The sequence below is a fragment of the Selenomonas ruminantium subsp. ruminantium ATCC 12561 genome (genome assembly GCF_000424065.1).
GTDB classification, from domain to species: domain Bacteria; phylum Bacillota; class Negativicutes; order Selenomonadales; family Selenomonadaceae; genus Selenomonas_A; species Selenomonas_A ruminantium.
Genome location: NZ_AUJE01000030.1, coordinates 1 through 21,599, shown reverse-complemented (window position 1 = coordinate 21,599; position 21,599 = coordinate 1). Strand labels below are relative to the sequence as shown.

The following is a 21,599-nucleotide window of genomic DNA, read 5'->3' as shown; positions in this document are numbered from 1 at the left end:
AACAAATTGTCTAAGAACCAAAAGATTAGAATCCGGTTGAAGGCTTATGATCACAAAGCCCTCGATCAGAGCGCAGTAAAGATTGTGGATACTGCAAAGAAGACTGGTGCTATGGTTTCCGGTCCGATTCCACTCCCGACGGAGAAAAATATCTACACGATTTTGCGTTCCCCGCATGTCAATAAGGATTCCCGCGAGCAGTTCGAAATGAGAACTCATAAGCGTCTTATCGACATCCTGCAGCCGACGAACAAGACGGTAGATGCGCTGATGCGTCTCGACCTTCCGGCTGGTGTAGACATCGAAATCAAATTATAATCCGAGGAGGTGGAATAAATGTCTAAAGCAATTTTAGGTAGAAAACTGGGCATGACTCAGATCTTCACGGAAGAGGGCAAGGTTGTCCCCGTTACTGTTGTAGAATCTGGCAACAACATCGTTATCCAGAACAAGACGGTTGAAAACGACGGTTACAACGCTGTTCAGCTTGGCTTCGGTGAAGTTAAAGAACATAAGGTAAACAAACCGATGAAGGGCCATTTCGACAAAGCTGGTGTTAAGCCGGTTAAGTTTATCCGCGAAATGCGTCTTCAGGATGCTTCTGAATACAAAGTCGGTGATTCCATCGGCGTTGACATATTTAGCGAAGGCGAATTAGTCGATGTTACTGGTACTTCCAAGGGTAAAGGCTTTGCCGGCGGTATCAAACGTCACAACTTTGCTCGTGGTCCCATGGGCCATGGTTCCAAATCCCATCGTGAACCGGGTTCCACTGGTGCGATGATTTCCGGTCCTGGCGGACGCGTGCTGAAAGGCAAGAAGCTGCCGGGTCGTATGGGTGGCGAACGTGTTACGGTTCAGCGCCTCACGGTTGTCCGTGTAGATGCAGACCGCAACCTGATTCTCATCAAGGGCGCTATTCCGGGCCCGAAGAAGAGCTTCGTTGTGATTAAGAACACCGTTAAGCCGGGCAAAAACTAATTGGAAGGAGGAAAACCTAAATTATGGCTACAGTAGCAGTTTATGACATCACCAACAAGCAGGTTGGCGATATCGAACTCAATGACAATATCTTCGGCGTAGAGATGAACGCAGGTCTTCTCCATCAGGCCGTTGTTATGCAGCTCGCAGCACAGCGTCTCGGCACGCATGCTACGAAGACGAGAAGCTTCGTCCGCGGTGGCGGTCGTAAGCCTTGGAAGCAGAAGGGCACCGGCCGTGCTCGTGCTGGTTCCACGCGCAGCCCGCTGTGGGTAGGCGGCGGTACGGTATTTGGTCCGCATCCGCGCAAGTATGCTTTCAGCATGCCCCGCAAGCAGCGTCGTCTGGCTATCAAGTGCGCTCTTTCCGACAAAGTGAAGAATGGCGAACTGGTAGTTCTCGACAGCCTCGAATTCGAAGCTGCCAAGACCAAGCAGGTTGTTAAGATGATGAGTGATTTCTCCGTTGAGAAGAAGGCTCTCCTCATCACTGCTGATGAAGCAGAAAACGTAGAAAAGTCTGCACGCAATATTCCGGGTGTTAAGGCAATCAGCACGATGGGCCTCAATGTTCATGATATCCTGAATCATGACAAGCTGTTCATCACGAAGGATGCCGTTACCCGTATCGAGGAGGTATTCGCATAATGGAAGCACGTGATATCCTGATCCGTCCGCTGATTACGGAAAGAACGACTCAGCTCATGGCTGAAGGCAAATACGTCTTCGTTGTTGCGAAAGCAGCCAACAAGATTGAAATTGCTAAAGCAGTTGCTGAAATCTTCAACGTAAAAGTTGAAAAGGTCAATACGGTTAACGTACTTGGCAAAACGAAGCGCATGGGCCGCAACGTTGGCAAGCGCGCTGATTATAAGAAAGCTATCGTTAAACTCGCTGCTGGCAACAGCATTGAGCTTTTCGAAGCGTAAACCCTTGCAAGGAGGAAATTTAAGTGGCAGTAAAGAGTTTTAAACCTTACTCTGCAGGTCGCCGTTTCATGACCGTCGCTTCCTTCGACGAAATTACGGCAAGCAAACCTGAAAAATCCCTGACTGAGCGCCTGGTGAAAAAAGGCGGCCGCAACCAGCAGGGCAAACTGACCGTTCGCCATCAGGGCGGCGGCCACAAGCGTCTGTATCGTGTAATCGACTTCAAGCGCAACAAGGATGGTATCCCGGCTCGCGTCGCTACCATCGAATATGACCCGAACCGCAGCGCTCGTATCGCTCTCCTCAACTACGTTGATGGTGAAAAGCGTTACATCCTCGCTCCGAACGGTCTGAAAGTCGGCGATAAAGTTGTATCCGGTCCGGATTCCGATATCAAGGTTGGTAATGCCCTGCCTTTGAAGAACATCCCCGTTGGTACGACTATTCATAACGTAGAGCTGAAGATTGGCAAGGGTGCCCAGCTGGTTCGCAGTGCTGGTACTTCCGCTCAGCTCATGGCAAAGGAAGGCGATTACGCACTCCTCCGTATGCCGTCTGGCGAACTTCGCAAGGTGCATATCAACTGCCGTGCTACCATCGGTGAAGTTGGCAACCTGGAACATGAAAACATTACGATTGGTAAGGCTGGCCGTAACCGTTGGCTCGGCGTTCGTCCGGAGAACCGCGGTACTGCTATGAACCCGAACGACCATCCGCATGGTGGTGGTGAAGGCCGCAGCCCTGTTGGCCGCAAGAACCCTGTTACCAAGTGGGGCAAATGCGCTATGGGTGCCAAGACTCGTCGCAAGAAAGCTTCCGATCGTCTCATCGTCAGAGGCCGCACGAAATAATGATAGAATCGGGCAGGCAGCTTAACGCCGCCTGACGGAAGGAGGATACACTTTGTCAAGATCGATTAAAAAGGGACCTTTCGTTGCAGAAAGCCTCATGAAGAAAATCACGGCTCTCAACGAAGCTAACGATAAAAAAGTTGTAAAGACCTGGTCCAGAAGCTCCACGATTTTCCCGGACTTCGTAGGTCATACGATTGCTGTTCATGATGGCCGCAAGCATGTTCCCGTTTATGTAACGGAAGACATGGTTGGCCACAAACTCGGTGAGTTCGCTCCCACCCGTACCTTCAAGGGTCATGCTGGTGAAGAGCGCAAGACCGGACTCAAGTAATTTTGCGAAAGGAGAATCCTTGTGGAATCTAAAGCAGTAGCTAAGTTCGTTCGCATCACTCCGCGCAAAGTTCGTGTTGTCCTGGATCTCATCCGTGGCAAGAACGTCGCAGAGGCTTTTGCGATTCTGAAATTCACGCCGAAAGCTGGCGCTGTAGTAGTTGAAAAAGTTCTGCGTTCTGCAGTAGCAAACGCTGAGAACAATTATGATATGGACGTTGACAAGCTCGTCATCAAGACGGCTTTCGCTGATGACGGCCCAACGATGAAACGCATCCATCCGCGTTCCCGTGGGCAGGCCTTCAAGATTTTGAAGCGCACGTCCCATGTAACCATCGTCGTAGACGAGAAGAACTAAGAAGGAGGGAAACGGATTGGGTCAGAAAGTAAATCCGCATGGTATTCGTCTTGGCATCGTCAAGACTTGGGATGCTAAGTGGTATGCAGACAAAGATTTTGCAGATAACCTGCATGAAGATATTAAAATCCGCGATTATCTGAAGCAGAGCCTTCAGGCAGCTGGTGTTTCTCGTGTTGAGACGGAGCGTAGCAAGAACCGTCTGAAGATCACGATTCACACGGCTAAACCGGGTATGGTAATCGGTCGCGGTGGTTCCGGTATCGAACAGATCAAAGAAGGTTTGAAGAAGTACACGGAAAAGAAGGTTGACATCAATATCGCTGAAATCAAGCAGCCGGATATGGATGCAACGCTCGTTGCTGAGAACATTGCTCAGCAGCTCGAACGCCGTATTGCTTTCCGCCGTGCTATGAAGCAGGCTGTTGGCCGTACGATGCGTCTGGGCGCCAAGGGTATCAAGGTTGCTCTGAGCGGCCGTCTTGGCGGTGCCGAAATTGCTCGTAAGGAAGCTTATCGTGAAGGCAGCATTCCTCTGCACACGCTTCGCGCTGATATCGACTACGGTACGGCAGAAGCACATACGACTTATGGCCGTATCGGCGTAAAAGTATGGATCTTCAAGGGTGAAGTTCTTCCGGAAAGAAAGCAGCGTCAGGCTGTAGCTGAAGGGAGCGAAGCTTAATGTTATTACCAAAGAGAGTTAAATATCGTAAGCAGTTCCGTGGCCGTATGAAGGGTAAAGCTCATCGCGGCAACACCGTTAGCCATGGTGAATATGGTCTGGTTGCTCTGGAACCTGCTTGGATCACGAACCGTCAGATCGAGGCTGCTCGTATCGCTATGACCCGTTACATCAAACGTGGTGGTCAGGTTTGGATTAAGATTTTCCCGGATAAGCCGGTAACGGCAAAACCGGCTGAAACCCGCATGGGTTCCGGTAAAGGTTCGCCTGAGTACTGGGTAGCAGTAGTTAAACCGGGCCGCGTTCTGTTCGAAATGGACGGCGTATCCCGTGAAGTTGCTCAGGAAGCTATGCGTCTTGCTGGCCACAAGCTGCCGATCAAGACGAAGTTCGTTGTTAAAGAAGATGTAAAAGCAGAGGGCGGTGAAGTAAATGAAGGTTAATGAAATCCGTGAAATGAGCGCTGATGAGCTTAACCAGAAACTTACTTCGCTCAAAGAGGAACTGTTCAACCTCCGTTTCCAGCTCGCTACTGGCCAGCTCGAGAACCCGATGCGTATCAAAGAAGTAAAGAAGACGATCGCCCGTATTAAGACGATCCAGCGCGAAGCCGAACTGAAGGCCTAATCGCACACTGATATGCAGAAGGAAGGAGGCTCCCTAATGAGCGAAAGAAACGTACGTAAAGTTAAGGTCGGTAAGGTTATCTCCGACAAAATGGATAAAACGGTTGTTGTAGCAGTTGAAGAGCTCGAGCAGCACAAGCTCTACAAGAAGCCGGTTAAGAGAACTGTAAAGTTCCATGCTCACGATGAGAAGAACGATGCTCACGTAGGCGACAAGGTTTCCCTGATGGAAACTCGCCCGCTGTCCAAGACGAAGCGTTGGAGAGTTGTCGAAGTCATCGAACGCGCTAAATAAGCCAAAATAAAGAAGAAGGAGGTCCAACAATGATCCAACAGCAAACAATCCTGCAGGTTGGCGACAACACTGGTGCAAAAGAAATCATGTGCATCCGTGTTCTCGGCGGTTCCTACCGCAAGTACGCCAACATTGGTGATGTAATCGTAGCTGCAGTTAAATCCGCTGCACCGGGTGGCACGGTTAAGAAGGGCGATGTCGTTAAGGCAGTTGTCGTTCGCAGCGTGAAAGGCCTGCGCCGCGCAGACGGTTCCTATATCCGTTTCGATGAAAACGCCGCAGTTATCATTAAAGACGATAAGACTCCGAAAGGTACGCGTATCTTCGGACCGGTAGCTAGAGAACTTCGCGATAAAGACTTCATGAAGATCGTTTCCCTGGCTCCTGAAGTACTTTAATTGTGAGGAGGTGCGATTTTGGCATTCGTTAAGTTGAACGTAAAGAAGGGCGATACGGTCGTTGTATTGTCCGGCAAAGATAAAGGCAAGCAGGGCAAGGTTGTAGCTGCTATGCCCAAGCACGGTAAGGTTGTTGTGGAAGGCGTTAACAAAGTTAAGCGTCACACGAAACCGAACCAGAAGGCTCCCCAGGGCGGTATCCTCGTAAAGGAAATGCCCATGCACGCTTGCAAGGTTATGCTGGTTTGCCCGGCATGCTCCAAAGCAACCCGCGTTGCGCATAAGGAAGTTAATGGCAAGATGGTTCGCGCCTGCAAGAAGTGCGGCGAAGTTATCGACCAGACGAAATAATTTGGAAAGGAGGAGCATAAGTGGATAGATTACAGGAAAAATATCAGAACGAAGTTTGCAAAGCAATGACCGAAAAGTTCGGTTACAAGAACGTAATGCAGCTTCCGAAAATCGAAAAGATTATCATCAACATGGGTGTTGGCGAAGCCGTTGGTAACCCCAAGGCTTTGGACTCTGCCGTAGCTGATCTGACGATCATCGCTGGCCAGAAGCCGCTCCTGACCCGTGCAAAGAAATCCCTCGCTGCCTGGAAACTGCGTGAAGGCATGCCCATCGGCTGCAAAGTAACCCTTCGCGGTCAGCGCATGTACCAGTTCCTCGATAAGTTCATGAACGTGGCTCTGCCCCGTGTACGTGACTTCCGCGGTGTAAGCGACAAGGCTTTTGATGGTCGCGGCAACTACGCTATCGGCCTGAAAGAGCAGCTCATCTTCCCGGAGATTGAATACGATAAAATCGACAAGCTCCGCGGTATGAACATTGTTATCGTTACGACGGCACAGACGGATGAAGAAGCCAGAGAGCTCCTGAAACTCATGGGTATGCCGTTCAAAGCATAAGGAGGTAAGGAAACTTGGCTAAGAAAGCTATGGTAGAAAAGTGGAGCAAAGAACCGAAGTTCTCCACTCGCGGTTACAACCGTTGCAAAATTTGCGGCCGTCCGCATGGTTATATGCGTAAGTTTGATATGTGCCGTATCTGCTTCCGTGAGCAGAGCTACAAAGGCGCTATCCCTGGCGTAACCAAAGCCAGCTGGTAAGATTGATTTAAAGTAAAAGGAGGATATCGATTCAATGGCAATGACTGATCCTATTGCAGATATGCTGACTCGTTTGCGCAATGCAAACAATGTATACCACGAAAGTGTTGAAATCCCGGGTTCCAAAATCAAAACGGCTATCGCTGAAGTTTTGAAGGAAGAGGGTTTCATCAAGGACTACACCTTCACTGAAGATGGCAAGCAGGGCATGATCTCTGTTTCCCTCAAATACGGCCCGAACCGTGAGAAGGTTATTTCCGGTATCAAACGTATTTCTAAGCCTGGCCTGCGCCAGTACGCTAAGAAGAGCGAACTGCCCCGTGTACTCGGTGGTCTGGGTATCGCTATCATCTCCACTTCCAAGGGCATCATGAGCGACAAGCAGGCTCGTAAAGCTGGCCTTGGCGGCGAAGTTGTTGCATACGTTTGGTAATCGAAAAGTAGTCAGGAGGTGTACAGATGTCAAGAATTGGTAATGCACCGATTGAAATCCCAGCTGGCGTAACCGTCACTGTTGGCGATGACAATTTGGTAAGTGTTAAAGGCCCGAAAGGTGAACTTTCCCGCCAGATTAGCTCGGAAATGAAAATAACCGTTGAAGGTAACGTTCTGAAAGTAGAACGCCCCTCCGACGATAAGACCCACAGATCTCTTCATGGTCTTTCCCGTACGCTCATCAACAACATGGTTGTTGGTGTTACGGAAGGTTTCTCCAAGAACCTCGAAATCAATGGTGTCGGCTACCGTGCTCAGCTTAAGGGCACTGCGCTGAACCTGTCCCTTGGTTTCTCCCATCCGGTAGTTGTTGAGCCGCCGAAGGGCATCAAATTCGAATGCCCCTCTGCAAACGCTATCACGGTTTCTGGTATCGACAAAGAAGTTGTTGGCCAGATTGCCGCTGAAATCCGCAGCTTCCGTGAACCCGAACCGTACAAAGGCAAGGGTATCAAATACGCTGGCGAACATATCCGTCGTAAAGAAGGTAAAGCCGGCGCTAAGGGCAAGAAATAAGGTACTGATTCGAGAAAGGAGTGAATCTCTGTGCTGGTTAAAGCAGATAAAAATAAGGCACGTCAGAAACGTCATCTGCGTGTCCGCAACCATATTGCAGGTACGGCAGCTCGTCCGCGCCTCAACGTATACAGAAGCCTTGCAAACATTTATGCTCAGGTCATTGATGATGAAAAGGGCGTAACCCTCGTTTCCGCAAGCACTCAGGACAAGGGCTTTGAAAACTACGGCGGCAACATCGAAGCAGCTAAGGCTATCGGTGCTGAAGTTGCTAAGCGTGCTCTCGAAAAGGGTATCAGCGAAGTTGTTTTCGACCGTGGCGGTTATGTTTACCATGGCCGTGTAGCTGCTCTGGCTGAAGCTGCCCGCGAAGCAGGTCTGAAGTTCTAAATCATTAATACTGAAGGAGGTAAATGAATGGCTAGAAATATGGACAACGAAACTCCAGAGTTCGAGGAGAAAGTTGTATACATAAATCGAGTTGCGAAAGTCGTCAAGGGCGGCCGTCGTTTCTCGTTCAGTGCTCTCGTTGTTGTTGGCAACAAGAAGGGCAAAGTTGGCGTAGGTCTCGGCAAAGCTGCTGAAGTTCCCGAAGCTATCCGCAAAGGCGTTGAAGATGCAAAGAAGAACCTCATCGAGGTTGCTCTCTTCGATGGCCGTACGATTCCTCATGAGATGCTGGGCATCTTTGGTGCTGGTAAGGTTATGCTGAAGCCGGCTGCCAAAGGTACTGGTGTTATCGCTGGCGGCCCGGCTCGTGCCGTACTTGAGCTCGCCGGCATCCATGACATTCTGACCAAGTCCCTGGGTTCTTCCAACCCGAACAACATGGTACGCGCTACGATGGAAGGCCTCAAGGCCCTCAAGCGTGCTGAAACGGTTGCTGAACTCCGTGGCAAGACGGTTCAGGAAATCTTAGGTTAAGGAGGGCGCGACAATGGCAAAAATTAAAGTAACTCTTAAAAGAAGCCTGATCGGCCGTCCCGAAACGCAGCGCAAGACTGTTCGTTCTCTTGGCCTGCGCAAGATCAACTCTGTTGTTGAACTGCCGGACAACCCGGCTATCCGCGGTCAGCTCCACAAAGTTGAGCATCTGATTACCGTAGAAAAAATCGCAGAATAAGATAAGACAGGAGGTGCACGCAGATGAAATTACATGAATTACAGCCAGCAGCTGGTTCCCGCAAGGTTCGCAACCGTGTAGGTCGCGGTCTGGGTTCCGGTAATGGTAAGACTTCCGGCAAGGGTATGAAGGGCCAGAATTCCCGCAGCGGCGGCGGCGTTCGCACGGGCTTCGAAGGTGGCCAGATGCCTCTGTACCGTCGTCTCCCGAAGCGCGGCTTCAAGAATATCTGGGCTAAGACCTTCGCTGAAGTGAATGTTGAATCCCTGAACCGCTTCGAAGATGGCACGACGGTTGATCCCGTTGTTCTCGTTGAAGCTGGTATCCTGAAGAACGTTCAGGACGGCATCCGTATTCTCGGCAACGGCGAACTCACGAAGAAGCTGACGGTTCGCGCTAATGGCTTCACGAAGTCCGCTGAGGAAAAGATTACCGCAGCAGGCGGCCAGATCGAGAAGATTGAGGTGAAGTAAGGTGCTTTCAGCCCTTGGCAACGTATGGAAAATTCCGGAGCTTAGGCAGAAAATAACCTTTACTTTGATTATGTTTGCCATCTTCCGGATGGGGACGCATATCCCCGTTCCGGGGGTTGACCCGACAGCGATTGAGCAGTTGTTCGCAAACGGCAACCTCTTTGGTCTGTTAGATCTCTTTTCTGGTGGTGCTTTCAGTAAGTTCTCCATCTTCGCGATGTCCATTACTCCATACATCAACGCGGCGATTATCATTCAGCTGCTGAATGTGGTAATCCCCACATTGGAGCAATGGTCAAAGGAAGGTCAGGAAGGACACAAAAAGACCACTCAGGTTACCCGCTACCTCACGGTAGTATTGGCTTTCTTTCAGGCGATTGGCATGTCCATTGGCCTGAAGGCAGCTATTTTGAATCCAAGCCCCGTCAACATCCTGATTATTGCAATCACGCTGACGGCGGGCACGGTGTTTTTGATGTGGCTCGGTGAGCAGATTACGGCTAACGGTGTTGGTAATGGTATTTCCCTTATCATCTTTGCCGGTATCGTAGCGGCTCTGCCGAAAAATATCGGAACTATTTATCATTACGTCCAGGCTGGTACAATCAGCTATTTCTCCGTATTCATGTTTGCACTCATTGCGATTGCGATGGTGGTGTTCGTGGTACATGTGGAGAATGGTTTCCGCCGCATTCCTATTTCCTATACGAAACGGGTTGGCAGCAGAGGTACCTATGGCGGTCATTCCAGCCACATCCCCCTGAAAGTGAATCAGGCGGGCGTAATCCCAATTATCTTTGCGTCATCCGTGCTGATGTTTCCAGTAACCATTGCCCAGTTTATTGATATTCCCTGGGTAAAGACCGTTGCCAGTTATCTGGAGTGGGGTAAACCGTTACAGACTACATTATATGTAGGCATGATAATCTTCTTTACCTACTTCTATACTGCGGTTACTGTAAAGATATCGGATATGGCAGAGAATCTGAAAAAATACGGTGGTTTCATCCCGGGCATTCGTCCGGGACAGCCAACGGCAGATTATTTAGATCATGTCATGACTCGTATCACGCTTGCTGGCTCGATTTTCCTGGCTTTCATCGCAGTACTGCCGAATATGGTGGCAGCCGCTACCAATATTCAGGGTGTATACTTTGGCGGTACGGCACTGTTGATTGTGGTGGGCGTTGCCCTACAGACCATGAAGCAGATTGAAGCCATGATTGTTATGCGCCACTACGAAGGGTTCATGAAATAAAGGAGGCAAAAAACATGCATATCCTGTTAATGGGCCCCCCGGGTGCCGGCAAAGGCACGCAGGCGGCTGAACTGGTCAAAGAGTTTGGTGTTCCCCACATCTCCACGGGCGATATGTTCCGTGCAGCGGTAAAGGAAGGCACTGAACTGGGCAAGCAGGCGAAAGCCTGCATGGACGCAGGTAAGCTCGTTCCTGACGAAGTTACCATCGGCATTGTCCGTGAGCGTCTTGCCAAAGATGACTGCAAGAAAGGTTTTATCCTCGATGGTTTCCCCCGTACCGTTGAACAGGCAGATGCCCTCAAAGGTATTTTGGAGGACCTCGGCTTAAGCCTGACGTGTGTCCTGAACATCAATGTTCCGGCAGCTGACCTCATCGAACGCGCTGTGGGCCGCCGCATCTGCAAAAAGTGCGGTGCAACCTACCATGTGAAGTTCAATCCGTCCAAGACGGAAGGAACCTGCGATGAGTGCGGCAGCGAACTCTTCCAGCGTGCTGACGATACGGAAGAAACGATGAAGAGTCGTCTCTCCGTATACGAAGATTCCACGCGCCCGCTGATTGAATACTATCAAAAGGCTGGTCTTTATACGGAAGTAGATGGCAGACAGGCGATTGACAAAGTTACGTCAGACCTCGTTGCAGTTCTGAAAGGCTGAGTCAAAACCGTTGGTGAAATTCACGCAGCGATAGAAGTTGTTGTAAGGGCGGCAGACACTGCCGCCCATTACAATGATTAAATAATTTTGATTAACAACCTGTTGTTGGGCATGGCATTTCTAAGAAATGTAAAAGCTCCTTAGATGACTTTTTGGCCCAACCAATTTATACATCTGCAAGAGGAGAAAAACATGTCGAAACAAGATGTTATTGAAGTAGAAGGTAAAGTCCTGGAAGCACTGCCCAATGCAATGTTCCAGGTTGAACTTGAAAATGGTCATGTTGTACTGGCGCATGTATCCGGCAAGATTCGCATGAACTTCATCCGTATTCTTCCGGGAGACAAAGTCACTATCGAACTCACGCCGTATGACTTAACGCGTGGCCGTATAACCTACCGATTCAAATAAGGTCATCTCCGCTTTTGCTATGTTTGTTATCATTTCAAATTTTTTATAAAAAATTTCATTTTGCCACTAGGCAAAGGGAAACAAACATGCTATACTAGCAAAATGAGACTGACAATAAGGAAAAGGGGGCAAAACCAAGATGAAGGTAAAACCGTCAGTAAAGCGGATTTGTGAAAAATGCAAAGTCATTAAGCGCAAAGGCCGTGTTATGGTCATCTGCGAAAATCCGAAGCATAAACAGAGACAAGGTTAATTAAGAAATAAGGAGGTGCTTTATTAATGGCACGTATTGCCGGTGTAGATTTACCCCGTGACAAGAGAATTGAAATTGCATTAACGTACATCTTCGGTATTGGTCTGAAGACTTCTAAGGACTTACTGAAGGAGACTGGTATCAATCCGGATACCCGTACGCGTGACCTCACGGAGGATGAAGTTGTAAAACTTCGTGATGCCATCGATAAGAACGTTCTGGTGGAAGGTGACCTTCGCCGTGAACGTCAGATGAACATCAAGAGACTCGTTGATATCGGCTGCTACCGTGGTCGTCGCCACCGTCTTGGCCTGCCCGTTCGCGGACAGAACACCAAGAACAACGCCCGTACCCGTAAAGGCCCGAAAAAGGCCGTAGCAGGCAAGAAGAAATAAAGGAGGGTTAACTGGTGGCAGTTAAGAAAGCAGTCCGCACGAAGAAAAAAGTTCGTAAGAACGTCGAATATGGCGTAGCCCATATCAGTTCTACGTTTAACAATACGATTGTAACGCTTACCGATAAGAGCGGTAATGCACTTTCCTGGGCCAGCGCAGGCGGCCTTGGTTTCCGTGGTTCCCGTAAGAGCACGCCGTTCGCTGCACAGATGGCAGCTGAAACGGCTGCAAAGGCAGCTATGGAACATGGCCTCAAGCAGGTCGAAGTATACGTTAAGGGTCCTGGTGCCGGCCGTGAAGCCGCAATCCGTTCCCTGCAGGCAACTGGCCTCGAAGTAAACATGATCAAAGATGTTACTCCGATTCCGCACAACGGATGCCGTCCGCCGAAGCGTAGAAGAGTTTAATAGGAGGTGCAAGTAAAAGTATGGCAATTGATAGAGTACCAGCCCTGAAAAGATGCCGTGCCCTCGGCATTGAACCGGCTGTTATCGGTCGTTCCAAAGAATCCAAGCGTCAGCCGCGCCGCACGAACCGTAAGGTTTCCGAATACGGCATGCAGCTGAAAGAAAAGCAGAAAGCAAAGTTCATCTACGGCGTACTGGAAAAGCAGTTCCGTGGATACTACGATAAAGCTAAGAAGATGCAGGGTGTAACGGGTGAAAACCTCCTTGGTCTTCTTGAGCGCCGTCTAGACAACGTTGTATATCGTCTTGGCCTCGCTAACACGCGTCGTCAGGCTCGTCAGCTCGTTCGTCACGGTCACTTCACCGTTAATGGCCAGCGCGTAGACATTCCGTCCGCAATGGTTCATGCCAACGATGTAATCGCAGTTAGCGAAAAGAGCCAGTCCAACGCTTTCTTCAAAGAACTGAAGGAAAGCAGCAATGCCCTGTCCGCTCCGGCATGGCTCCAGGCTGACCAGGCTAACCTCACGGGTACGGTAACGCGTTTCCCGAACCGTGATGAAATCGATGTTCCTGTTAACGAGCAGGCTATCGTCGAGTTGTACTCCAAATAATGAATATTTGTGCCTGTGTGCATAGTGTTCTGTTAATTATTGAGGAGGTTCATTCCAGATGATAGACATCGAGAAACCGAAAATTGAAATTGTGGAAATCAGTGAAGACAACCGCTACGGCAAATTCGTCTGCGAACCGCTCGAACGCGGCTATGGCACGACGTTCGGCAACAGCCTGCGCCGCATGCTCCTGTCTTCTCTGGAAGGTTCTGCAATTACCTCCATTCGCATTGATGGAGTGCTCCACGAGTTCTCCACCATTCCGGGTGTCCGGGATGACGTAACCAATATCGTTCTGAACCTGAAGCAGCTCTGCCTCAAAATGCAGGGCAATGAGCCGAAGGTTATCCGCATTGATGTGGAGGGCGAAAAGGAAGTTACGGCTGCCGACATCATCTGTGATGCCGACATTGAGATTCTCAATCCGGACCTCCACATTGCAACGGTTGACGCAACGGGCAAGCTCAAAATTGAGATGACTGTTGCTCGTGGTCGTGGCTACATTCCGGCAGAACGGAACAAAAAGCCGGAAGACACGATTGGGGTAATTCCCATCGATTCGATTTTCTCCCCGGTACAGCGTGTAAACTACACCGTGCAGGACACGCGTGTAGGTAACGAAACCGACTATGACAAGCTGATTCTTGAAGTATGGACCGATGGTTCCCTGCGTCCGGAAGAAGCAGTCAGCAAAGCAGCCGGTATCCTCGTTATGCACCTCAAGCTGTTCCAGAGCATGGACGGCCTGCCGGAAGAAATCGAAGAGGAGGAGGCAACCTTCCCCGAAGAGGTAGAGGACGATACTTCCAAGGTTCTCGAAATGACCATTGAAGACCTTGACCTCTCGGTACGTTCTTTCAACTGTCTGAAACGTGCTAACATCAACACGGTCGCTGACCTTGCTGAAAAGACGGAAGATGACATGATGAAGGTCCGCAACCTCGGCCGCAAATCTCTTGAAGAAGTCAAGAAGAAGCTCGAGGAACTCGGTTTAGCGCTGAGAGTAAACAACGATTGAAAAGAGGGAAATAAATGAGCTACAGAAAATTAGGACGTAACTCCGCAGCCCGCAAGGCGCTGTTCACTAGCATTCTTACTTCCTTCTTCAGATATGGACGCATTGAAACGACGGAAGCAAAGGCAAAAGAGCTCCGCAAGTTTGCTGAGCAGCTCATCACGCTGGCAAAGCGCGGTGACCTGAGTGCCCGCCGCAAGGCAATCGCATCCCTTGCTGATGAAGATGTAGTAAGAAAGCTGTTCGACGAAATCGCAGCAAAATACGCAGACCGTCAGGGCGGTTACACCCGTATCCTGAAACTCGGCGTACGCCGCGGTGACGCAGCTCCGATGGTTATCATCGAGCTCGTATAATAAAAAGAACTCCGTATCCCCTTTATTTATAAGGGGTGCGGGGTTCTTTTTGTTTACAGCGTACTAAAAGCGTACTAATGCAGATCATTAAGTTTGTTGGCGAGCTCATATCTTTTTGTATCATAGAAGTGGCTGTACACTTTCAATGTGATATTTGCGTTGGAGTGCCCTAGCCGGTCAGCAACATCTATAGGTTGAAAACCGGCCTTGATAAGCATGGATGCGTGAGAGTGTCGCAAGTCGTGTATGCGTATTCTTTTTACTCCGGCTGTCTCTGCGCACCTAGCTAGTTTGTTATTCAGTGTTGCGGAGGAAAAATCAAATATTCTATCACTGCTATAGAGGTTCATGCGCCGAAAGTCTTTTAGCATATCGGCTATAAACTGCGGCATGATGACGATGCGCCTACTGGATGCTGTTTTTCCGGATGTTAATATATCTTTCTTGTGCAATCGTTTGAAGCTTTTGCTTATAGACAGTGAGTTTATTGACGCGCTCAGGCGTGTCGGCTTATGCGGCTACCTTACTAGGCCGCGAACACTCTAAACGAGGGCTGTTCAATCAATGGTGGGGGCGTGACAGCGGCCAACTGCTCCACAAACTTGCCCTGTCGCGCGGAATCGGCAGGGCACTGTCCATATATGGAGGTGAGAACTATGTTCATAGGACTAATACTTCTGTCTGCTATATTGTCATTGTTCAATATCAGCAATGTGGAATTGATGATTATCGTTTCTATTGTCGGCGCTTTGCTATGTTCTATTAAAGGATTTAGCGTGAAAAAGCTGTTAAGAAAAGTATTACAGTATAGTCCCTTTGCATATTTCTTAGCTGCTACGGATTATGGTTATGCCTTTATTTGGTTTTGCGTAGCTGTTTTATTAGAGTTTTTTTTGGAGTTCATTCCCGCATATAGGGAAAAGAAAAAAGAAACAGGCAAAGTAGTTAGTTTAAATATGCTGTTTTTTATGACTATAGTGCTTGTAGTGTTTCAGGATATGTTACAGTTTTTTGGCATTTTTATTCGTAAAGATGATATATCCATTTAGGAGGTGTAGTATTCACCTGCCTTTCATCGTCGTTCCTTTCCTTACTATATATCAGCTCATCCGCACTTGCGGAAGGAGTTTCTAAAAGCCGTCTCATTAAGTTGAGGCGGCTTTTTGCTGTGCTTATGGTTTGTCGTTGTTGCCATACCTATATTCTAAATACTCAATTGCACCAGCAATAGCAACAAGAATTACCGACAGAATGGTCATATTAAAGCCTTTATCATCAGTAAAGAAAGTAAAATCCCAGCCTAGCCCTACTATACAACCTATCCAAAGAATAACATATCGTTCAAAGAAGTTTGCCATCCCCAATCCCTCCTTTATAATTACCATTTTTGGCGACAATGCTTGCATGGTTTAAGCCCATCTTTAATAGCGTCGGTTTCATTTTTATATACTATTATTTCTTTTGCATCTCTTATTTCGTGACACCAAGCATAATGAAACGTATTACTATTCGGAAGCGTTACAATGCGAGAATCTGCTTTACCTAAAATAGGTGACCTTGCCCACGCTGAATATTCGCCCGGATAACTAATGTATTCAACTCTAACGATTTTTGTTTTAAGTTTATATCCATCATATTTGTCATGCGCTTTAACACATACAAAATCATGTATGTGTAAATCAGGAATATTACCTAATAAGTAACTGTAATTTTTGGAATAGGAACTAAATGAAACATTTATCCAAACCCTATTATGTTTAGGGGAAACTTCTACAGAAACATCAGGTATTGTTTCATTGTCTATTAAGGCAAAACCATGTGCGGCTTTTGGTGGATTATATTTTTCTTTGTGTACACGATGATGTATTGTTGGCGGTGGTGCTGGCATTGGTGTTGGATTGAGTGGAGCTTTTGGAAAAGGTTTTGTTGGTGATTCTGGCATCGGTGAAACAGTGATTTTTGGGGGTATTGTCGTCTTTTTCGTAGGTTCTACAAAGTTTCTTATTATATAAGAAACTAATTTCAATAATGCTGGTATTACTAAAACACAAAAAATAAACAACCCCCCGCTATTATCTGATGATTGGGGGCGTCTTGATGCCTGTTGGCTTCCCTCATATACCTTATTGTGCGAGACTTTGTTATCTTGTCCTTCGGTAGTTTCGCCAATTTTTACCTGATTACTTTTTCCATAATAAGTATTGCCAGTTGCCTCATTATTGGAACCTGCTATGTGTTTATTGCCAATATAGAGATTATTATCTCCTTGAATTATGGTGTTGTCAGATGAAACGTTGTTATCACCTCCAATATATTCATTGCCTATGCTAATGTTGCCATGCCCTGGTATTACAGTATTACCTGATGTAATATTGTTTGTGCCAGAAATGTGAGTATTCCTATAGGAAATATTGCCATATATAAGTAGTTGATTTATATATTCTTCCGAAGGAATTTCATCAATATAGCATAGAGATTCTACATCTGAATCATTTTCAATATATATTTCCGCATAAGGCATGTCTTCTAATTCTAGTATTACAAGGTGGGCACATTGTAGTGGAGTGCAAAAGAAATAAGGTATACCATCTTCAACAATTATGCCAACAAATGTATAAACTTTCTCCGCACAACAAACAGGAGTAGATAAGATTAGGCATAGACAGAATGATAGTAGAGAGATATATATTCGTCTCTTAACCATCCGTGGTTTCCTCCCATATTCTCATAAAGTTTTAATTGCAAACTAATAAAAATTTAAGAAAACTTTAATAATCTTCTGAATATTTTAGATAAAATTCTATTTTGCTCTACCAAAGGTAACCTACTATTGATAACAACCACCGTCCGCTTTGACCCTTCAATAAGTAGGTAATCTTCTTTGTCAACTAATTTGTCATAACATATTATAGGTTCCGAATCCATAGAATTCCTCCCTTACTCAATGCCATACTTCTTCTTATATACTTCGGCTATTGCTATTAAGTCATCCATTGCCTCGTCTGGCAGCCCTTTTGTGGTGTGAACCAGGACACGGCATTTAGGTGATTGTTGCAGGACGGCATCGCCATCTTCGAGCGGAACGAAGTTTTCCGATTTGCCAAGAAGCCCGCTTGTGAACTTAGTTTCCAATAAGTCATCAACAGGAACTTGAAAATAGCTTGAGATTTTTACCAGGGTTTCGTAATCAGGAGTCGATTTATCACGCTCCCATTTACCTATGGCCTGTTGAGAAAGACCTAATATGTCAGCAAGAGCCGCTTGTGAAAGCCCTTTTTTGGCTCGTAGGTCTTTTAGCTTTTGCGACAATGACATTCAATCACCTCCTATGAATAATGATACAACACAAGGTTGTGATTGTATAACGAAAAAAAGTAGTTAAAAACGTTGACAACAACCTTCGGTTGTGACAATCTATAACTACCAAAGATTGTTAGGGGGGTGACTTGATGAAAAGAGAGAAGCTTATTGAATATCGCGGCAAACGCTCGCAGGCAGATATTGCCATTACTTATGGCGTAACTCAACAGGCATGGAACTGTTGGGAACTGGGCACTAAAACGCCTAGACCATATTTAATGAAGAAGCTGGAAGTGGATAGCGGTATTCCTATGGAGGAGCTTTTTGCTGATGTTTTTAACAACTAAACGGAGTTAAGTAACAAGGAGGTATAAGCATGAACGAGCTTATCAAAATCAACAACGAAAACAAGGTGGATGGCCGGAGCTTGCATGAGTTCTTGCAAGTAGGAACTGCGTATAAAGATTGGTTCCCGCGCATGGTTGAGTACGGTTTTGTGGAAGGTGTGGACTTTTGCTCAAAAATGAGCTCGTGTAATTTCATATTACAGCAAGCAGAGCCCTGACCGAAAGGTCAGGGCTTTTTTGGCGCAAAAAGTGAAGGAAAATGTTATTTTTTAGCGAATAAGAATTGTAAATGAAAAATCTGGCAAACGGAAAAGGGGGATGGGGATGAAAAATTTTCTCTGTAGTGTGTTGCTGGGCGTATTATCTGTTTTGCTATTGGCAGGAGGCTGTGCGGAAATGGCGGTTGAGGCGGATAAGCCGGTTTCTTTGCTGGAGGATATGGGACAGCCGGCAATGACCTTTTCCTTTGGCGGGCATCAGGGGCGGATTTTTAAATTGCCGGACCCGCCGCCTAACCGTGATTTTGTTGGTACGGGAGGGCTCGCTGTCTTTGCCCATGGAGCGATTTATCAGCCGGGAGAGGAATATCGTCCTCCCTCGGGCATTGGCGGCTATGACGGCAATTATGTGGGAATTTATCAATACAGTAAGCCTGAGCAGAGTGACAAGTACCTGAGACGCAGGGAGATAGGAGAAAGTAAAGGCCGCAGTGATAATCTGACGGTTTGTAAGGAGTATGTTCTCTTTGAACGCAAGGACGGTATGTTAGGCTTATATGATGGGAAAAAATCATATAGGGGAAGTGTTCCCTGGAATGTGAAATACAATCGCATGGTGGGAACGCCTAATGGCGAACTGCTTATGGTGCAAGCGCCGGACACGATTTGTCTGGCTAAGCTGGAAGGAACCTCTATTGGTGAAACACAGGTCATACTATCTGAGGCTAGAAAAAGCTTAGAGGAGCCTACGGCTCTTTTGCGTCCGATTCATTTGGAGGGTGATGATCTTTTTGTCAGTTTGTCATTAGGTGATAATCATCCTCAAATGCTTTGCCTGTTTAACCGAAAAGGTGAACTGCGTACATGTTATTTGGGAAAGCTGGGTAAAGCGGCGGATTGGGCTGTAACTAAACATTATGTTTTGCAGGTGGGACGAGAGGGCGATTTGCTGATTTTCGACCGGGTAAATGGCAAGAAAATTTTCAATGAACCGTTAAACGGTTTTCGTGCTTTACATATTTATCCATTAGATGGTGACCGGGTGCTGCTTTGTGGCGGCTGTTCGGCTTATGGCGTTTTGGCGTTGGAAGATTAGTCATCAACCCAGCGGCCGTTGCCGAATATCACACCGCCATGAATCATTACCGGTGTGCTTTTGGAGGCGGTGCGGGTGGGCAGTTTTGCCGACAGCCGGCAGGGAGTATCAAGGATATAGGCGGTAGCCAGTACGGCGTTTTCCTTGATTTTGCGGTATGCCTTGCTGTCGAGTTCGGCCGTGTAGACTTCAAAGCTGTGCGGGGCAATGGTGGTGGTGCTTAGTGCCTGAGTAAAGGCCATGCCATCCGACCATTGCCATATTTTTTTGCCGTTTTTGTCGGTGATGATAAAATCGTAGATTTGGCCCGTGCGATGGCTGGCCGTATAAGGCGTGTCGCCGTTGTTGCTGACTTTGAGTTCCAACAGCAGGCGGCCGCTTTTTTCGGATAGAGAAAGTTCTTCGGTCAGCGCTTCATACTGCAGGGCGGCATAGGTATTGCCACTGCTTACTGTGCTTGAGCCTGAAGCTGGAAAGCTGATGCCAATGCCTGTGCCAAAACCGGCATAAGTGGTTGTCGGGCTGAACAGGCAAGCAGCGAGTAATAAAGGTATCCATGTCTTGCGCATAATAATTCTCCTATCGGCAATTTTTATCTGTATAATTCAACGATAACCGGAATTATCCTTGCTATTGCGGTGTAAAAGGGATTTTCCATTCATCTTCCAAACGCTCGATTGTCCAGCGGGCATTGGCGGGACTGGTGGAAGGCAGTTTATAAAAATGGATATCACGACGGATTAGGAGGGCTTGATTGTATTTTTTGAAGCATTGGAACGATTTTCCGCCATTAAAACAAATGGTATGGATATGGGGGAATTGTTTCAGCAAGGCAGAAAAATCATTGCCTCGTTCGTTGTGGATATCGGCATCAAGGCTTCCTTTGCGTTCACAGGTGGCGATGGAATCCCAAAGGGCAATATGATGGCGCAGCAGCATGTTCAAGCGTTCTGCATAGACCGTTGGTGCGTCGTTTTGCTCTAAAATGCGGGCCATAAGGGGCCAAAAGCGGTTTTGTGGATGGGCGTAATACTCCTGGGCGCCGAGCGAAGCGACGCTGGGCATGGAGCCGAGAATCAGATGGGTACAGTTTTCATCAATGCTGGGAGAAAATCCCTCACAATGGTTATTGATTATGGACATGAAATCACCGCCTAAACTATTTTTTTCTATCATATCATGCCGGGAAGTAACCGCATAGGGGAATATTAATAAAAATGGATTCCTTGTTTTTTTCATTATCGTTTTGTACAATGAGGGTGTCGAAATAGTTTTGTGTATTATGAAAATGGAGGAAAAGTTATGGCAAGCAGATTTTATCGTTGTAGTGTTTGTGGTAACCTTACGGGCCTGATTCATGATGGCAAAGGAGAGATGATGTGCTGTGGGCAGCCGATGAATGAGCTGGTAGCCAATACTACGGATGCAGCACAGGAAAAGCATGTACCGGTGATTGACTTTGACCGGCAGGCAGGTGTGTTGAAGGTTACGGTAGGTTCGGTGGCTCATCCCATGACTGCGGAGCATCTCATTGAGTGGATTCATGTGCAGACGAAGCAGGGCGGGATGATGCGTCATTTGACGCCTGAGGATAAGCCGGAAGCAGTGTTTAAGATTGCCGAGGGGGATGAACCCGTAGCGGTCTTTGAATATTGTAACCTGCATGGCCTGTGGAAAGCGGATATGAAATAAAATAAAAATCGTGTAAAAATCGCCAGTATGTCGAACATACTGGTGATTTTATCCAAAACGCCGTAAAACCCCTAACTTTAGTTATGGGGATATAAGGCGTGTCCACCGTATTTACGTAAGTAATTGAAGGTGGACAATTACTTTTTAACTTGTGTTGTATTATCTTTCTTAAAGTTGTATGATACAAATATGGGAGAAATAAAATATCATTCAAGCCACAATATCGTATATTCATGTAAGTACCATATCGTGTTCTGTCCCAAGTACCGCAGAAAAGTGTTGGTCAATGGCGTTGACACCAGACTAAAGGAGCTGGTCAAGTCAATCTGTGAAGAAATCCAAGTCGATGTAATCGAAATGGAAATCATGCCAGACCATGTGCATCTTCTACTGGAGGTTCACCCG

General features: G+C 47.3%; 42 protein-coding genes. 36 read left to right on the top strand and 6 right to left on the bottom strand.

The genetic code is table 11. The features are described 5' to 3' along the window. Positions 1–6: 6 nt before the first annotated feature. The 30 genes from rpsJ (at position 7) to rplQ (ending at position 14,541) form a co-directional block, all read left to right on the top strand. On the top strand, positions 7–318 hold the full coding sequence (gene rpsJ / locus G598_RS0111570; protein ID WP_014423834.1) for a 30S ribosomal protein S10: 312 nt from the start codon (positions 7–9) through the stop codon (positions 316–318). Positions 319–336: 18 nt separating this feature from the next. Continuing rightward, on the top strand, positions 337–981 hold the full coding sequence (gene rplC, locus G598_RS0111565; RefSeq protein ID WP_026760279.1) for a 50S ribosomal protein L3: 645 nt from the start codon (positions 337–339) through the stop codon (positions 979–981). A gap of 23 nt (positions 982–1,004) precedes the next feature. Next, entirely contained in the window at positions 1,005–1,628 is a 624-nt protein-coding gene (rplD, locus tag G598_RS0111560) for a 50S ribosomal protein L4 (protein ID WP_026767087.1), read from the top strand. Continuing rightward, positions 1,628–1,909 (top strand): 50S ribosomal protein L23, encoded by a 282-nt coding sequence (gene rplW / locus G598_RS0111555; protein WP_026767086.1) that lies wholly within the window; start codon positions 1,628–1,630, stop codon positions 1,907–1,909. Before rplD ends, rplW begins: the two co-directional genes overlap by 1 nt. A gap of 23 nt (positions 1,910–1,932) precedes the next feature. Further along, the gene (rplB, locus tag G598_RS0111550) at positions 1,933–2,760 is read left to right on the top strand and encodes a 50S ribosomal protein L2 (RefSeq protein WP_014423838.1); all 828 of its coding nucleotides are present in this window, start codon (positions 1,933–1,935) and stop codon (positions 2,758–2,760) included. Between the two features lie 52 nt (positions 2,761–2,812). Next, the gene (gene rpsS / locus G598_RS0111545; protein WP_014423839.1) at positions 2,813–3,094 is read left to right on the top strand and encodes a 30S ribosomal protein S19; all 282 of its coding nucleotides are present in this window, start codon (positions 2,813–2,815) and stop codon (positions 3,092–3,094) included. A 21-nt stretch (positions 3,095–3,115) separates the two neighbouring features. After that, positions 3,116–3,451, top strand: coding sequence for a 50S ribosomal protein L22 (gene rplV, locus G598_RS0111540; RefSeq protein ID WP_014423840.1), 336 nt, complete (start codon positions 3,116–3,118; stop codon positions 3,449–3,451). Positions 3,452–3,467: 16 nt separating this feature from the next. Then, positions 3,468–4,136 carry a 30S ribosomal protein S3 gene (rpsC, locus tag G598_RS0111535; RefSeq protein WP_026760281.1) on the top strand — a complete coding sequence of 223 codons (669 nt, stop codon included), beginning with the start codon at positions 3,468–3,470 and terminating at the stop codon, positions 4,134–4,136. Beyond that, positions 4,136–4,579, top strand: a complete 444-nt coding sequence (gene rplP / locus G598_RS0111530) for a 50S ribosomal protein L16 (RefSeq protein ID WP_014423842.1) — start codon at positions 4,136–4,138, stop codon at positions 4,577–4,579. Before rpsC ends, rplP begins: the two co-directional genes overlap by 1 nt. Then, the gene (gene rpmC / locus G598_RS0111525) at positions 4,569–4,763 is read left to right on the top strand and encodes a 50S ribosomal protein L29 (RefSeq protein WP_014423843.1); all 195 of its coding nucleotides are present in this window, start codon (positions 4,569–4,571) and stop codon (positions 4,761–4,763) included. Before rplP ends, rpmC begins: the two co-directional genes overlap by 11 nt. A gap of 36 nt (positions 4,764–4,799) precedes the next feature. After that, the gene (gene rpsQ / locus G598_RS0111520) at positions 4,800–5,057 is read left to right on the top strand and encodes a 30S ribosomal protein S17 (RefSeq protein ID WP_026767085.1); all 258 of its coding nucleotides are present in this window, start codon (positions 4,800–4,802) and stop codon (positions 5,055–5,057) included. 29 nt (positions 5,058–5,086) lie between these two features. Beyond that, positions 5,087–5,455 (top strand): 50S ribosomal protein L14, encoded by a 369-nt coding sequence (gene rplN, locus G598_RS0111515; protein ID WP_026767084.1) that lies wholly within the window; start codon positions 5,087–5,089, stop codon positions 5,453–5,455. A gap of 18 nt (positions 5,456–5,473) precedes the next feature. Beyond that, positions 5,474–5,806: a 50S ribosomal protein L24 gene (rplX, locus tag G598_RS0111510; RefSeq protein ID WP_026767083.1), complete on the top strand. Its 333-nt coding sequence runs from the start codon at positions 5,474–5,476 to the stop codon at positions 5,804–5,806. 20 nt (positions 5,807–5,826) lie between these two features. Continuing rightward, on the top strand, positions 5,827–6,366 hold the full coding sequence (rplE, locus tag G598_RS0111505; RefSeq protein ID WP_014423847.1) for a 50S ribosomal protein L5: 540 nt from the start codon (positions 5,827–5,829) through the stop codon (positions 6,364–6,366). Positions 6,367–6,380: 14 nt separating this feature from the next. Beyond that, positions 6,381–6,566 (top strand): type Z 30S ribosomal protein S14, encoded by a 186-nt coding sequence (locus G598_RS0111500; RefSeq protein ID WP_014423848.1) that lies wholly within the window; start codon positions 6,381–6,383, stop codon positions 6,564–6,566. A 34-nt stretch (positions 6,567–6,600) separates the two neighbouring features. Beyond that, positions 6,601–6,999 (top strand): 30S ribosomal protein S8, encoded by a 399-nt coding sequence (gene rpsH, locus G598_RS0111495; protein ID WP_014423849.1) that lies wholly within the window; start codon positions 6,601–6,603, stop codon positions 6,997–6,999. Between the two features lie 26 nt (positions 7,000–7,025). Further along, complete coding sequence (rplF, locus tag G598_RS0111490) at positions 7,026–7,577, top strand: 50S ribosomal protein L6 (protein ID WP_026767082.1); 552 nt, start codon at positions 7,026–7,028, stop codon at positions 7,575–7,577. 30 nt (positions 7,578–7,607) lie between these two features. After that, a complete protein-coding gene (gene rplR, locus G598_RS0111485) occupies positions 7,608–7,967 on the top strand; it encodes a 50S ribosomal protein L18 (RefSeq protein WP_014423851.1) in 360 nt (119 codons plus the stop codon). A gap of 27 nt (positions 7,968–7,994) precedes the next feature. Further along, the gene (gene rpsE, locus G598_RS0111480) at positions 7,995–8,501 is read left to right on the top strand and encodes a 30S ribosomal protein S5 (protein WP_026767081.1); all 507 of its coding nucleotides are present in this window, start codon (positions 7,995–7,997) and stop codon (positions 8,499–8,501) included. 13 nt (positions 8,502–8,514) lie between these two features. Next, positions 8,515–8,700 (top strand): 50S ribosomal protein L30, encoded by a 186-nt coding sequence (rpmD, locus tag G598_RS0111475; RefSeq protein WP_026760287.1) that lies wholly within the window; start codon positions 8,515–8,517, stop codon positions 8,698–8,700. A 23-nt stretch (positions 8,701–8,723) separates the two neighbouring features. Then, positions 8,724–9,173: a 50S ribosomal protein L15 gene (gene rplO / locus G598_RS0111470; RefSeq protein WP_014423854.1), complete on the top strand. Its 450-nt coding sequence runs from the start codon at positions 8,724–8,726 to the stop codon at positions 9,171–9,173. 1 nt (position 9,174) lies between these two features. Further along, complete coding sequence (gene secY, locus G598_RS0111465; RefSeq protein WP_026767080.1) at positions 9,175–10,431, top strand: preprotein translocase subunit SecY; 1,257 nt, start codon at positions 9,175–9,177, stop codon at positions 10,429–10,431. Positions 10,432–10,445: 14 nt separating this feature from the next. Further along, positions 10,446–11,090, top strand: a complete 645-nt coding sequence (locus G598_RS0111460; RefSeq protein WP_026767079.1) for an adenylate kinase — start codon at positions 10,446–10,448, stop codon at positions 11,088–11,090. Positions 11,091–11,282: 192 nt separating this feature from the next. Then, positions 11,283–11,501 carry a translation initiation factor IF-1 gene (infA, locus tag G598_RS0111455; RefSeq protein WP_009645081.1) on the top strand — a complete coding sequence of 73 codons (219 nt, stop codon included), beginning with the start codon at positions 11,283–11,285 and terminating at the stop codon, positions 11,499–11,501. A 139-nt stretch (positions 11,502–11,640) separates the two neighbouring features. Further along, a complete protein-coding gene (gene rpmJ / locus G598_RS0111450; RefSeq protein WP_014423857.1) occupies positions 11,641–11,754 on the top strand; it encodes a 50S ribosomal protein L36 in 114 nt (37 codons plus the stop codon). 26 nt (positions 11,755–11,780) lie between these two features. After that, positions 11,781–12,149, top strand: coding sequence for a 30S ribosomal protein S13 (gene rpsM, locus G598_RS0111445; RefSeq protein ID WP_014423858.1), 369 nt, complete (start codon positions 11,781–11,783; stop codon positions 12,147–12,149). Positions 12,150–12,163: 14 nt separating this feature from the next. Next, the gene (gene rpsK, locus G598_RS0111440; RefSeq protein WP_014423859.1) at positions 12,164–12,556 is read left to right on the top strand and encodes a 30S ribosomal protein S11; all 393 of its coding nucleotides are present in this window, start codon (positions 12,164–12,166) and stop codon (positions 12,554–12,556) included. A 20-nt stretch (positions 12,557–12,576) separates the two neighbouring features. Beyond that, positions 12,577–13,170: a 30S ribosomal protein S4 gene (gene rpsD, locus G598_RS0111435; protein ID WP_026767078.1), complete on the top strand. Its 594-nt coding sequence runs from the start codon at positions 12,577–12,579 to the stop codon at positions 13,168–13,170. Positions 13,171–13,228: 58 nt separating this feature from the next. Then, on the top strand, positions 13,229–14,188 hold the full coding sequence (locus tag G598_RS0111430; protein ID WP_026767077.1) for a DNA-directed RNA polymerase subunit alpha: 960 nt from the start codon (positions 13,229–13,231) through the stop codon (positions 14,186–14,188). A gap of 14 nt (positions 14,189–14,202) precedes the next feature. Then, positions 14,203–14,541, top strand: a complete 339-nt coding sequence (rplQ, locus tag G598_RS0111425) for a 50S ribosomal protein L17 (protein WP_014423862.1) — start codon at positions 14,203–14,205, stop codon at positions 14,539–14,541. Positions 14,542–14,615: 74 nt separating this feature from the next. On the opposite strand, the gene G598_RS20460 is transcribed toward rplQ, so the two are convergent. Beyond that, positions 14,616–14,993, bottom strand: a complete 378-nt coding sequence (locus G598_RS20460) for a site-specific integrase (protein WP_071837978.1) — start codon at positions 14,991–14,993, stop codon at positions 14,616–14,618. A gap of 204 nt (positions 14,994–15,197) precedes the next feature. On the opposite strand from G598_RS20460, the gene G598_RS0111415 reads away from it, so the two are divergent. Next, positions 15,198–15,590 carry a hypothetical protein gene (locus tag G598_RS0111415; RefSeq protein WP_026767075.1) on the top strand — a complete coding sequence of 131 codons (393 nt, stop codon included), beginning with the start codon at positions 15,198–15,200 and terminating at the stop codon, positions 15,588–15,590. 123 nt (positions 15,591–15,713) lie between these two features. Here G598_RS0111415 and G598_RS0111410 read toward each other — a convergent pair whose 3' ends face one another. The 3 genes from G598_RS0111410 to G598_RS19050 form a co-directional block, all read right to left on the bottom strand. Continuing rightward, positions 15,714–15,899, bottom strand: a complete 186-nt coding sequence (locus G598_RS0111410; protein ID WP_026767074.1) for a hypothetical protein — start codon at positions 15,897–15,899, stop codon at positions 15,714–15,716. A 20-nt stretch (positions 15,900–15,919) separates the two neighbouring features. Next, positions 15,920–17,245 carry a hypothetical protein gene (locus G598_RS0111405; RefSeq protein ID WP_026767073.1) on the bottom strand — a complete coding sequence of 442 codons (1,326 nt, stop codon included), beginning with the start codon at positions 17,243–17,245 and terminating at the stop codon, positions 15,920–15,922. A 233-nt stretch (positions 17,246–17,478) separates the two neighbouring features. Next, positions 17,479–17,856, bottom strand: a complete 378-nt coding sequence (locus G598_RS19050; protein WP_071837977.1) for a helix-turn-helix transcriptional regulator — start codon at positions 17,854–17,856, stop codon at positions 17,479–17,481. A gap of 134 nt (positions 17,857–17,990) precedes the next feature. Here G598_RS19050 and G598_RS0111390 point away from each other — a divergent pair, with 134 nt between their 5' ends. The 3 genes from G598_RS0111390 to G598_RS0111380 all read left to right on the top strand — a co-directional run bounded on the left by G598_RS0111390 (position 17,991) and on the right by G598_RS0111380 (position 19,502). After that, positions 17,991–18,188, top strand: a complete 198-nt coding sequence (locus G598_RS0111390) for a helix-turn-helix domain-containing protein (RefSeq protein WP_037364098.1) — start codon at positions 17,991–17,993, stop codon at positions 18,186–18,188. A 29-nt stretch (positions 18,189–18,217) separates the two neighbouring features. Continuing rightward, complete coding sequence (locus G598_RS0111385) at positions 18,218–18,406, top strand: antA/AntB antirepressor family protein (protein ID WP_026767071.1); 189 nt, start codon at positions 18,218–18,220, stop codon at positions 18,404–18,406. A gap of 106 nt (positions 18,407–18,512) precedes the next feature. Then, positions 18,513–19,502, top strand: a complete 990-nt coding sequence (locus G598_RS0111380; protein WP_026767070.1) for a hypothetical protein — start codon at positions 18,513–18,515, stop codon at positions 19,500–19,502. On the opposite strand, the gene G598_RS0111375 is transcribed toward G598_RS0111380, so the two are convergent. After that, on the bottom strand, positions 19,499–20,071 hold the full coding sequence (locus G598_RS0111375; RefSeq protein WP_026767069.1) for a BsuPI-related putative proteinase inhibitor: 573 nt from the start codon (positions 20,069–20,071) through the stop codon (positions 19,499–19,501). The two genes, G598_RS0111380 and G598_RS0111375, sit on opposite strands and share 4 nt — an antisense overlap. 61 nt (positions 20,072–20,132) lie before the next feature. Beyond that, a complete protein-coding gene (locus tag G598_RS0111370; RefSeq protein WP_026767068.1) occupies positions 20,133–20,645 on the bottom strand; it encodes a DNA-deoxyinosine glycosylase in 513 nt (170 codons plus the stop codon). Positions 20,646–20,804: 159 nt separating this feature from the next. Here G598_RS0111370 and G598_RS0111365 point away from each other — a divergent pair, with 159 nt between their 5' ends. Together G598_RS0111365 and tnpA are read left to right on the top strand one after the other, a co-directional pair. Continuing rightward, positions 20,805–21,194 carry a desulfoferrodoxin family protein gene (locus tag G598_RS0111365; protein ID WP_026767067.1) on the top strand — a complete coding sequence of 130 codons (390 nt, stop codon included), beginning with the start codon at positions 20,805–20,807 and terminating at the stop codon, positions 21,192–21,194. A gap of 189 nt (positions 21,195–21,383) precedes the next feature. Next, a partial coding sequence (gene tnpA / locus G598_RS19045) for an IS200/IS605 family transposase (RefSeq protein ID WP_037364106.1) occupies positions 21,384–21,599 on the top strand: 216 nt, incomplete at its 3' end.

Bases quoted from the DNA above. Each gene is read 5' to 3' on its own strand.
- rplC (WP_026760279.1), top strand. From the start codon at position 337: ATGTCTAAAGCAATTTTAGGTAGAAAACTGGGCATGACTCAGATCTTC.
- rplD (WP_026767087.1), top strand. From the start codon at position 1,005: ATGGCTACAGTAGCAGTTTATGACATCACCAACAAGCAGGTTGGCGAT.
- rplW (WP_026767086.1), top strand. From the start codon at position 1,628: ATGGAAGCACGTGATATCCTGATCCGTCCGCTGATTACGGAAAGAACG.
- rplP (WP_014423842.1), top strand. From the start codon at position 4,136: ATGTTATTACCAAAGAGAGTTAAATATCGTAAGCAGTTCCGTGGCCGT.
- rpmC (WP_014423843.1), top strand. From the start codon at position 4,569: ATGAAGGTTAATGAAATCCGTGAAATGAGCGCTGATGAGCTTAACCAG.
- rpsQ (WP_026767085.1), top strand. From the start codon at position 4,800: ATGAGCGAAAGAAACGTACGTAAAGTTAAGGTCGGTAAGGTTATCTCC.
- rplN (WP_026767084.1), top strand. From the start codon at position 5,087: ATGATCCAACAGCAAACAATCCTGCAGGTTGGCGACAACACTGGTGCA.
- rpsH (WP_014423849.1), top strand. From the start codon at position 6,601: ATGGCAATGACTGATCCTATTGCAGATATGCTGACTCGTTTGCGCAAT.
- rplF (WP_026767082.1), top strand. From the start codon at position 7,026: ATGTCAAGAATTGGTAATGCACCGATTGAAATCCCAGCTGGCGTAACC.
- rpsE (WP_026767081.1), top strand. From the start codon at position 7,995: ATGGCTAGAAATATGGACAACGAAACTCCAGAGTTCGAGGAGAAAGTT.
- rpmD (WP_026760287.1), top strand. From the start codon at position 8,515: ATGGCAAAAATTAAAGTAACTCTTAAAAGAAGCCTGATCGGCCGTCCC.
- rplO (WP_014423854.1), top strand. From the start codon at position 8,724: ATGAAATTACATGAATTACAGCCAGCAGCTGGTTCCCGCAAGGTTCGC.
- G598_RS0111460 (WP_026767079.1), top strand. From the start codon at position 10,446: ATGCATATCCTGTTAATGGGCCCCCCGGGTGCCGGCAAAGGCACGCAG.
- infA (WP_009645081.1), top strand. From the start codon at position 11,283: ATGTCGAAACAAGATGTTATTGAAGTAGAAGGTAAAGTCCTGGAAGCA.
- rpmJ (WP_014423857.1), top strand. From the start codon at position 11,641: ATGAAGGTAAAACCGTCAGTAAAGCGGATTTGTGAAAAATGCAAAGTC.
- rpsM (WP_014423858.1), top strand. From the start codon at position 11,781: ATGGCACGTATTGCCGGTGTAGATTTACCCCGTGACAAGAGAATTGAA.
- rpsD (WP_026767078.1), top strand. From the start codon at position 12,577: ATGGCAATTGATAGAGTACCAGCCCTGAAAAGATGCCGTGCCCTCGGC.
- G598_RS0111430 (WP_026767077.1), top strand. From the start codon at position 13,229: ATGATAGACATCGAGAAACCGAAAATTGAAATTGTGGAAATCAGTGAA.
- rplQ (WP_014423862.1), top strand. From the start codon at position 14,203: ATGAGCTACAGAAAATTAGGACGTAACTCCGCAGCCCGCAAGGCGCTG.
- G598_RS0111415 (WP_026767075.1), top strand. From the start codon at position 15,198: ATGTTCATAGGACTAATACTTCTGTCTGCTATATTGTCATTGTTCAAT.
- G598_RS0111410 (WP_026767074.1), bottom strand. From the start codon at position 15,899: ATGGCAAACTTCTTTGAACGATATGTTATTCTTTGGATAGGTTGTATA.
- G598_RS0111405 (WP_026767073.1), bottom strand. From the start codon at position 17,245: ATGGTTAAGAGACGAATATATATCTCTCTACTATCATTCTGTCTATGC.
- G598_RS19050 (WP_071837977.1), bottom strand. From the start codon at position 17,856: ATGTCATTGTCGCAAAAGCTAAAAGACCTACGAGCCAAAAAAGGGCTT.
- G598_RS0111390 (WP_037364098.1), top strand. From the start codon at position 17,991: ATGAAAAGAGAGAAGCTTATTGAATATCGCGGCAAACGCTCGCAGGCA.
- G598_RS0111385 (WP_026767071.1), top strand. From the start codon at position 18,218: ATGAACGAGCTTATCAAAATCAACAACGAAAACAAGGTGGATGGCCGG.
- G598_RS0111380 (WP_026767070.1), top strand. From the start codon at position 18,513: ATGAAAAATTTTCTCTGTAGTGTGTTGCTGGGCGTATTATCTGTTTTG.
- G598_RS0111375 (WP_026767069.1), bottom strand. From the start codon at position 20,071: ATGCGCAAGACATGGATACCTTTATTACTCGCTGCTTGCCTGTTCAGC.
- G598_RS0111370 (WP_026767068.1), bottom strand. From the start codon at position 20,645: ATGTCCATAATCAATAACCATTGTGAGGGATTTTCTCCCAGCATTGAT.
- G598_RS0111365 (WP_026767067.1), top strand. From the start codon at position 20,805: ATGGCAAGCAGATTTTATCGTTGTAGTGTTTGTGGTAACCTTACGGGC.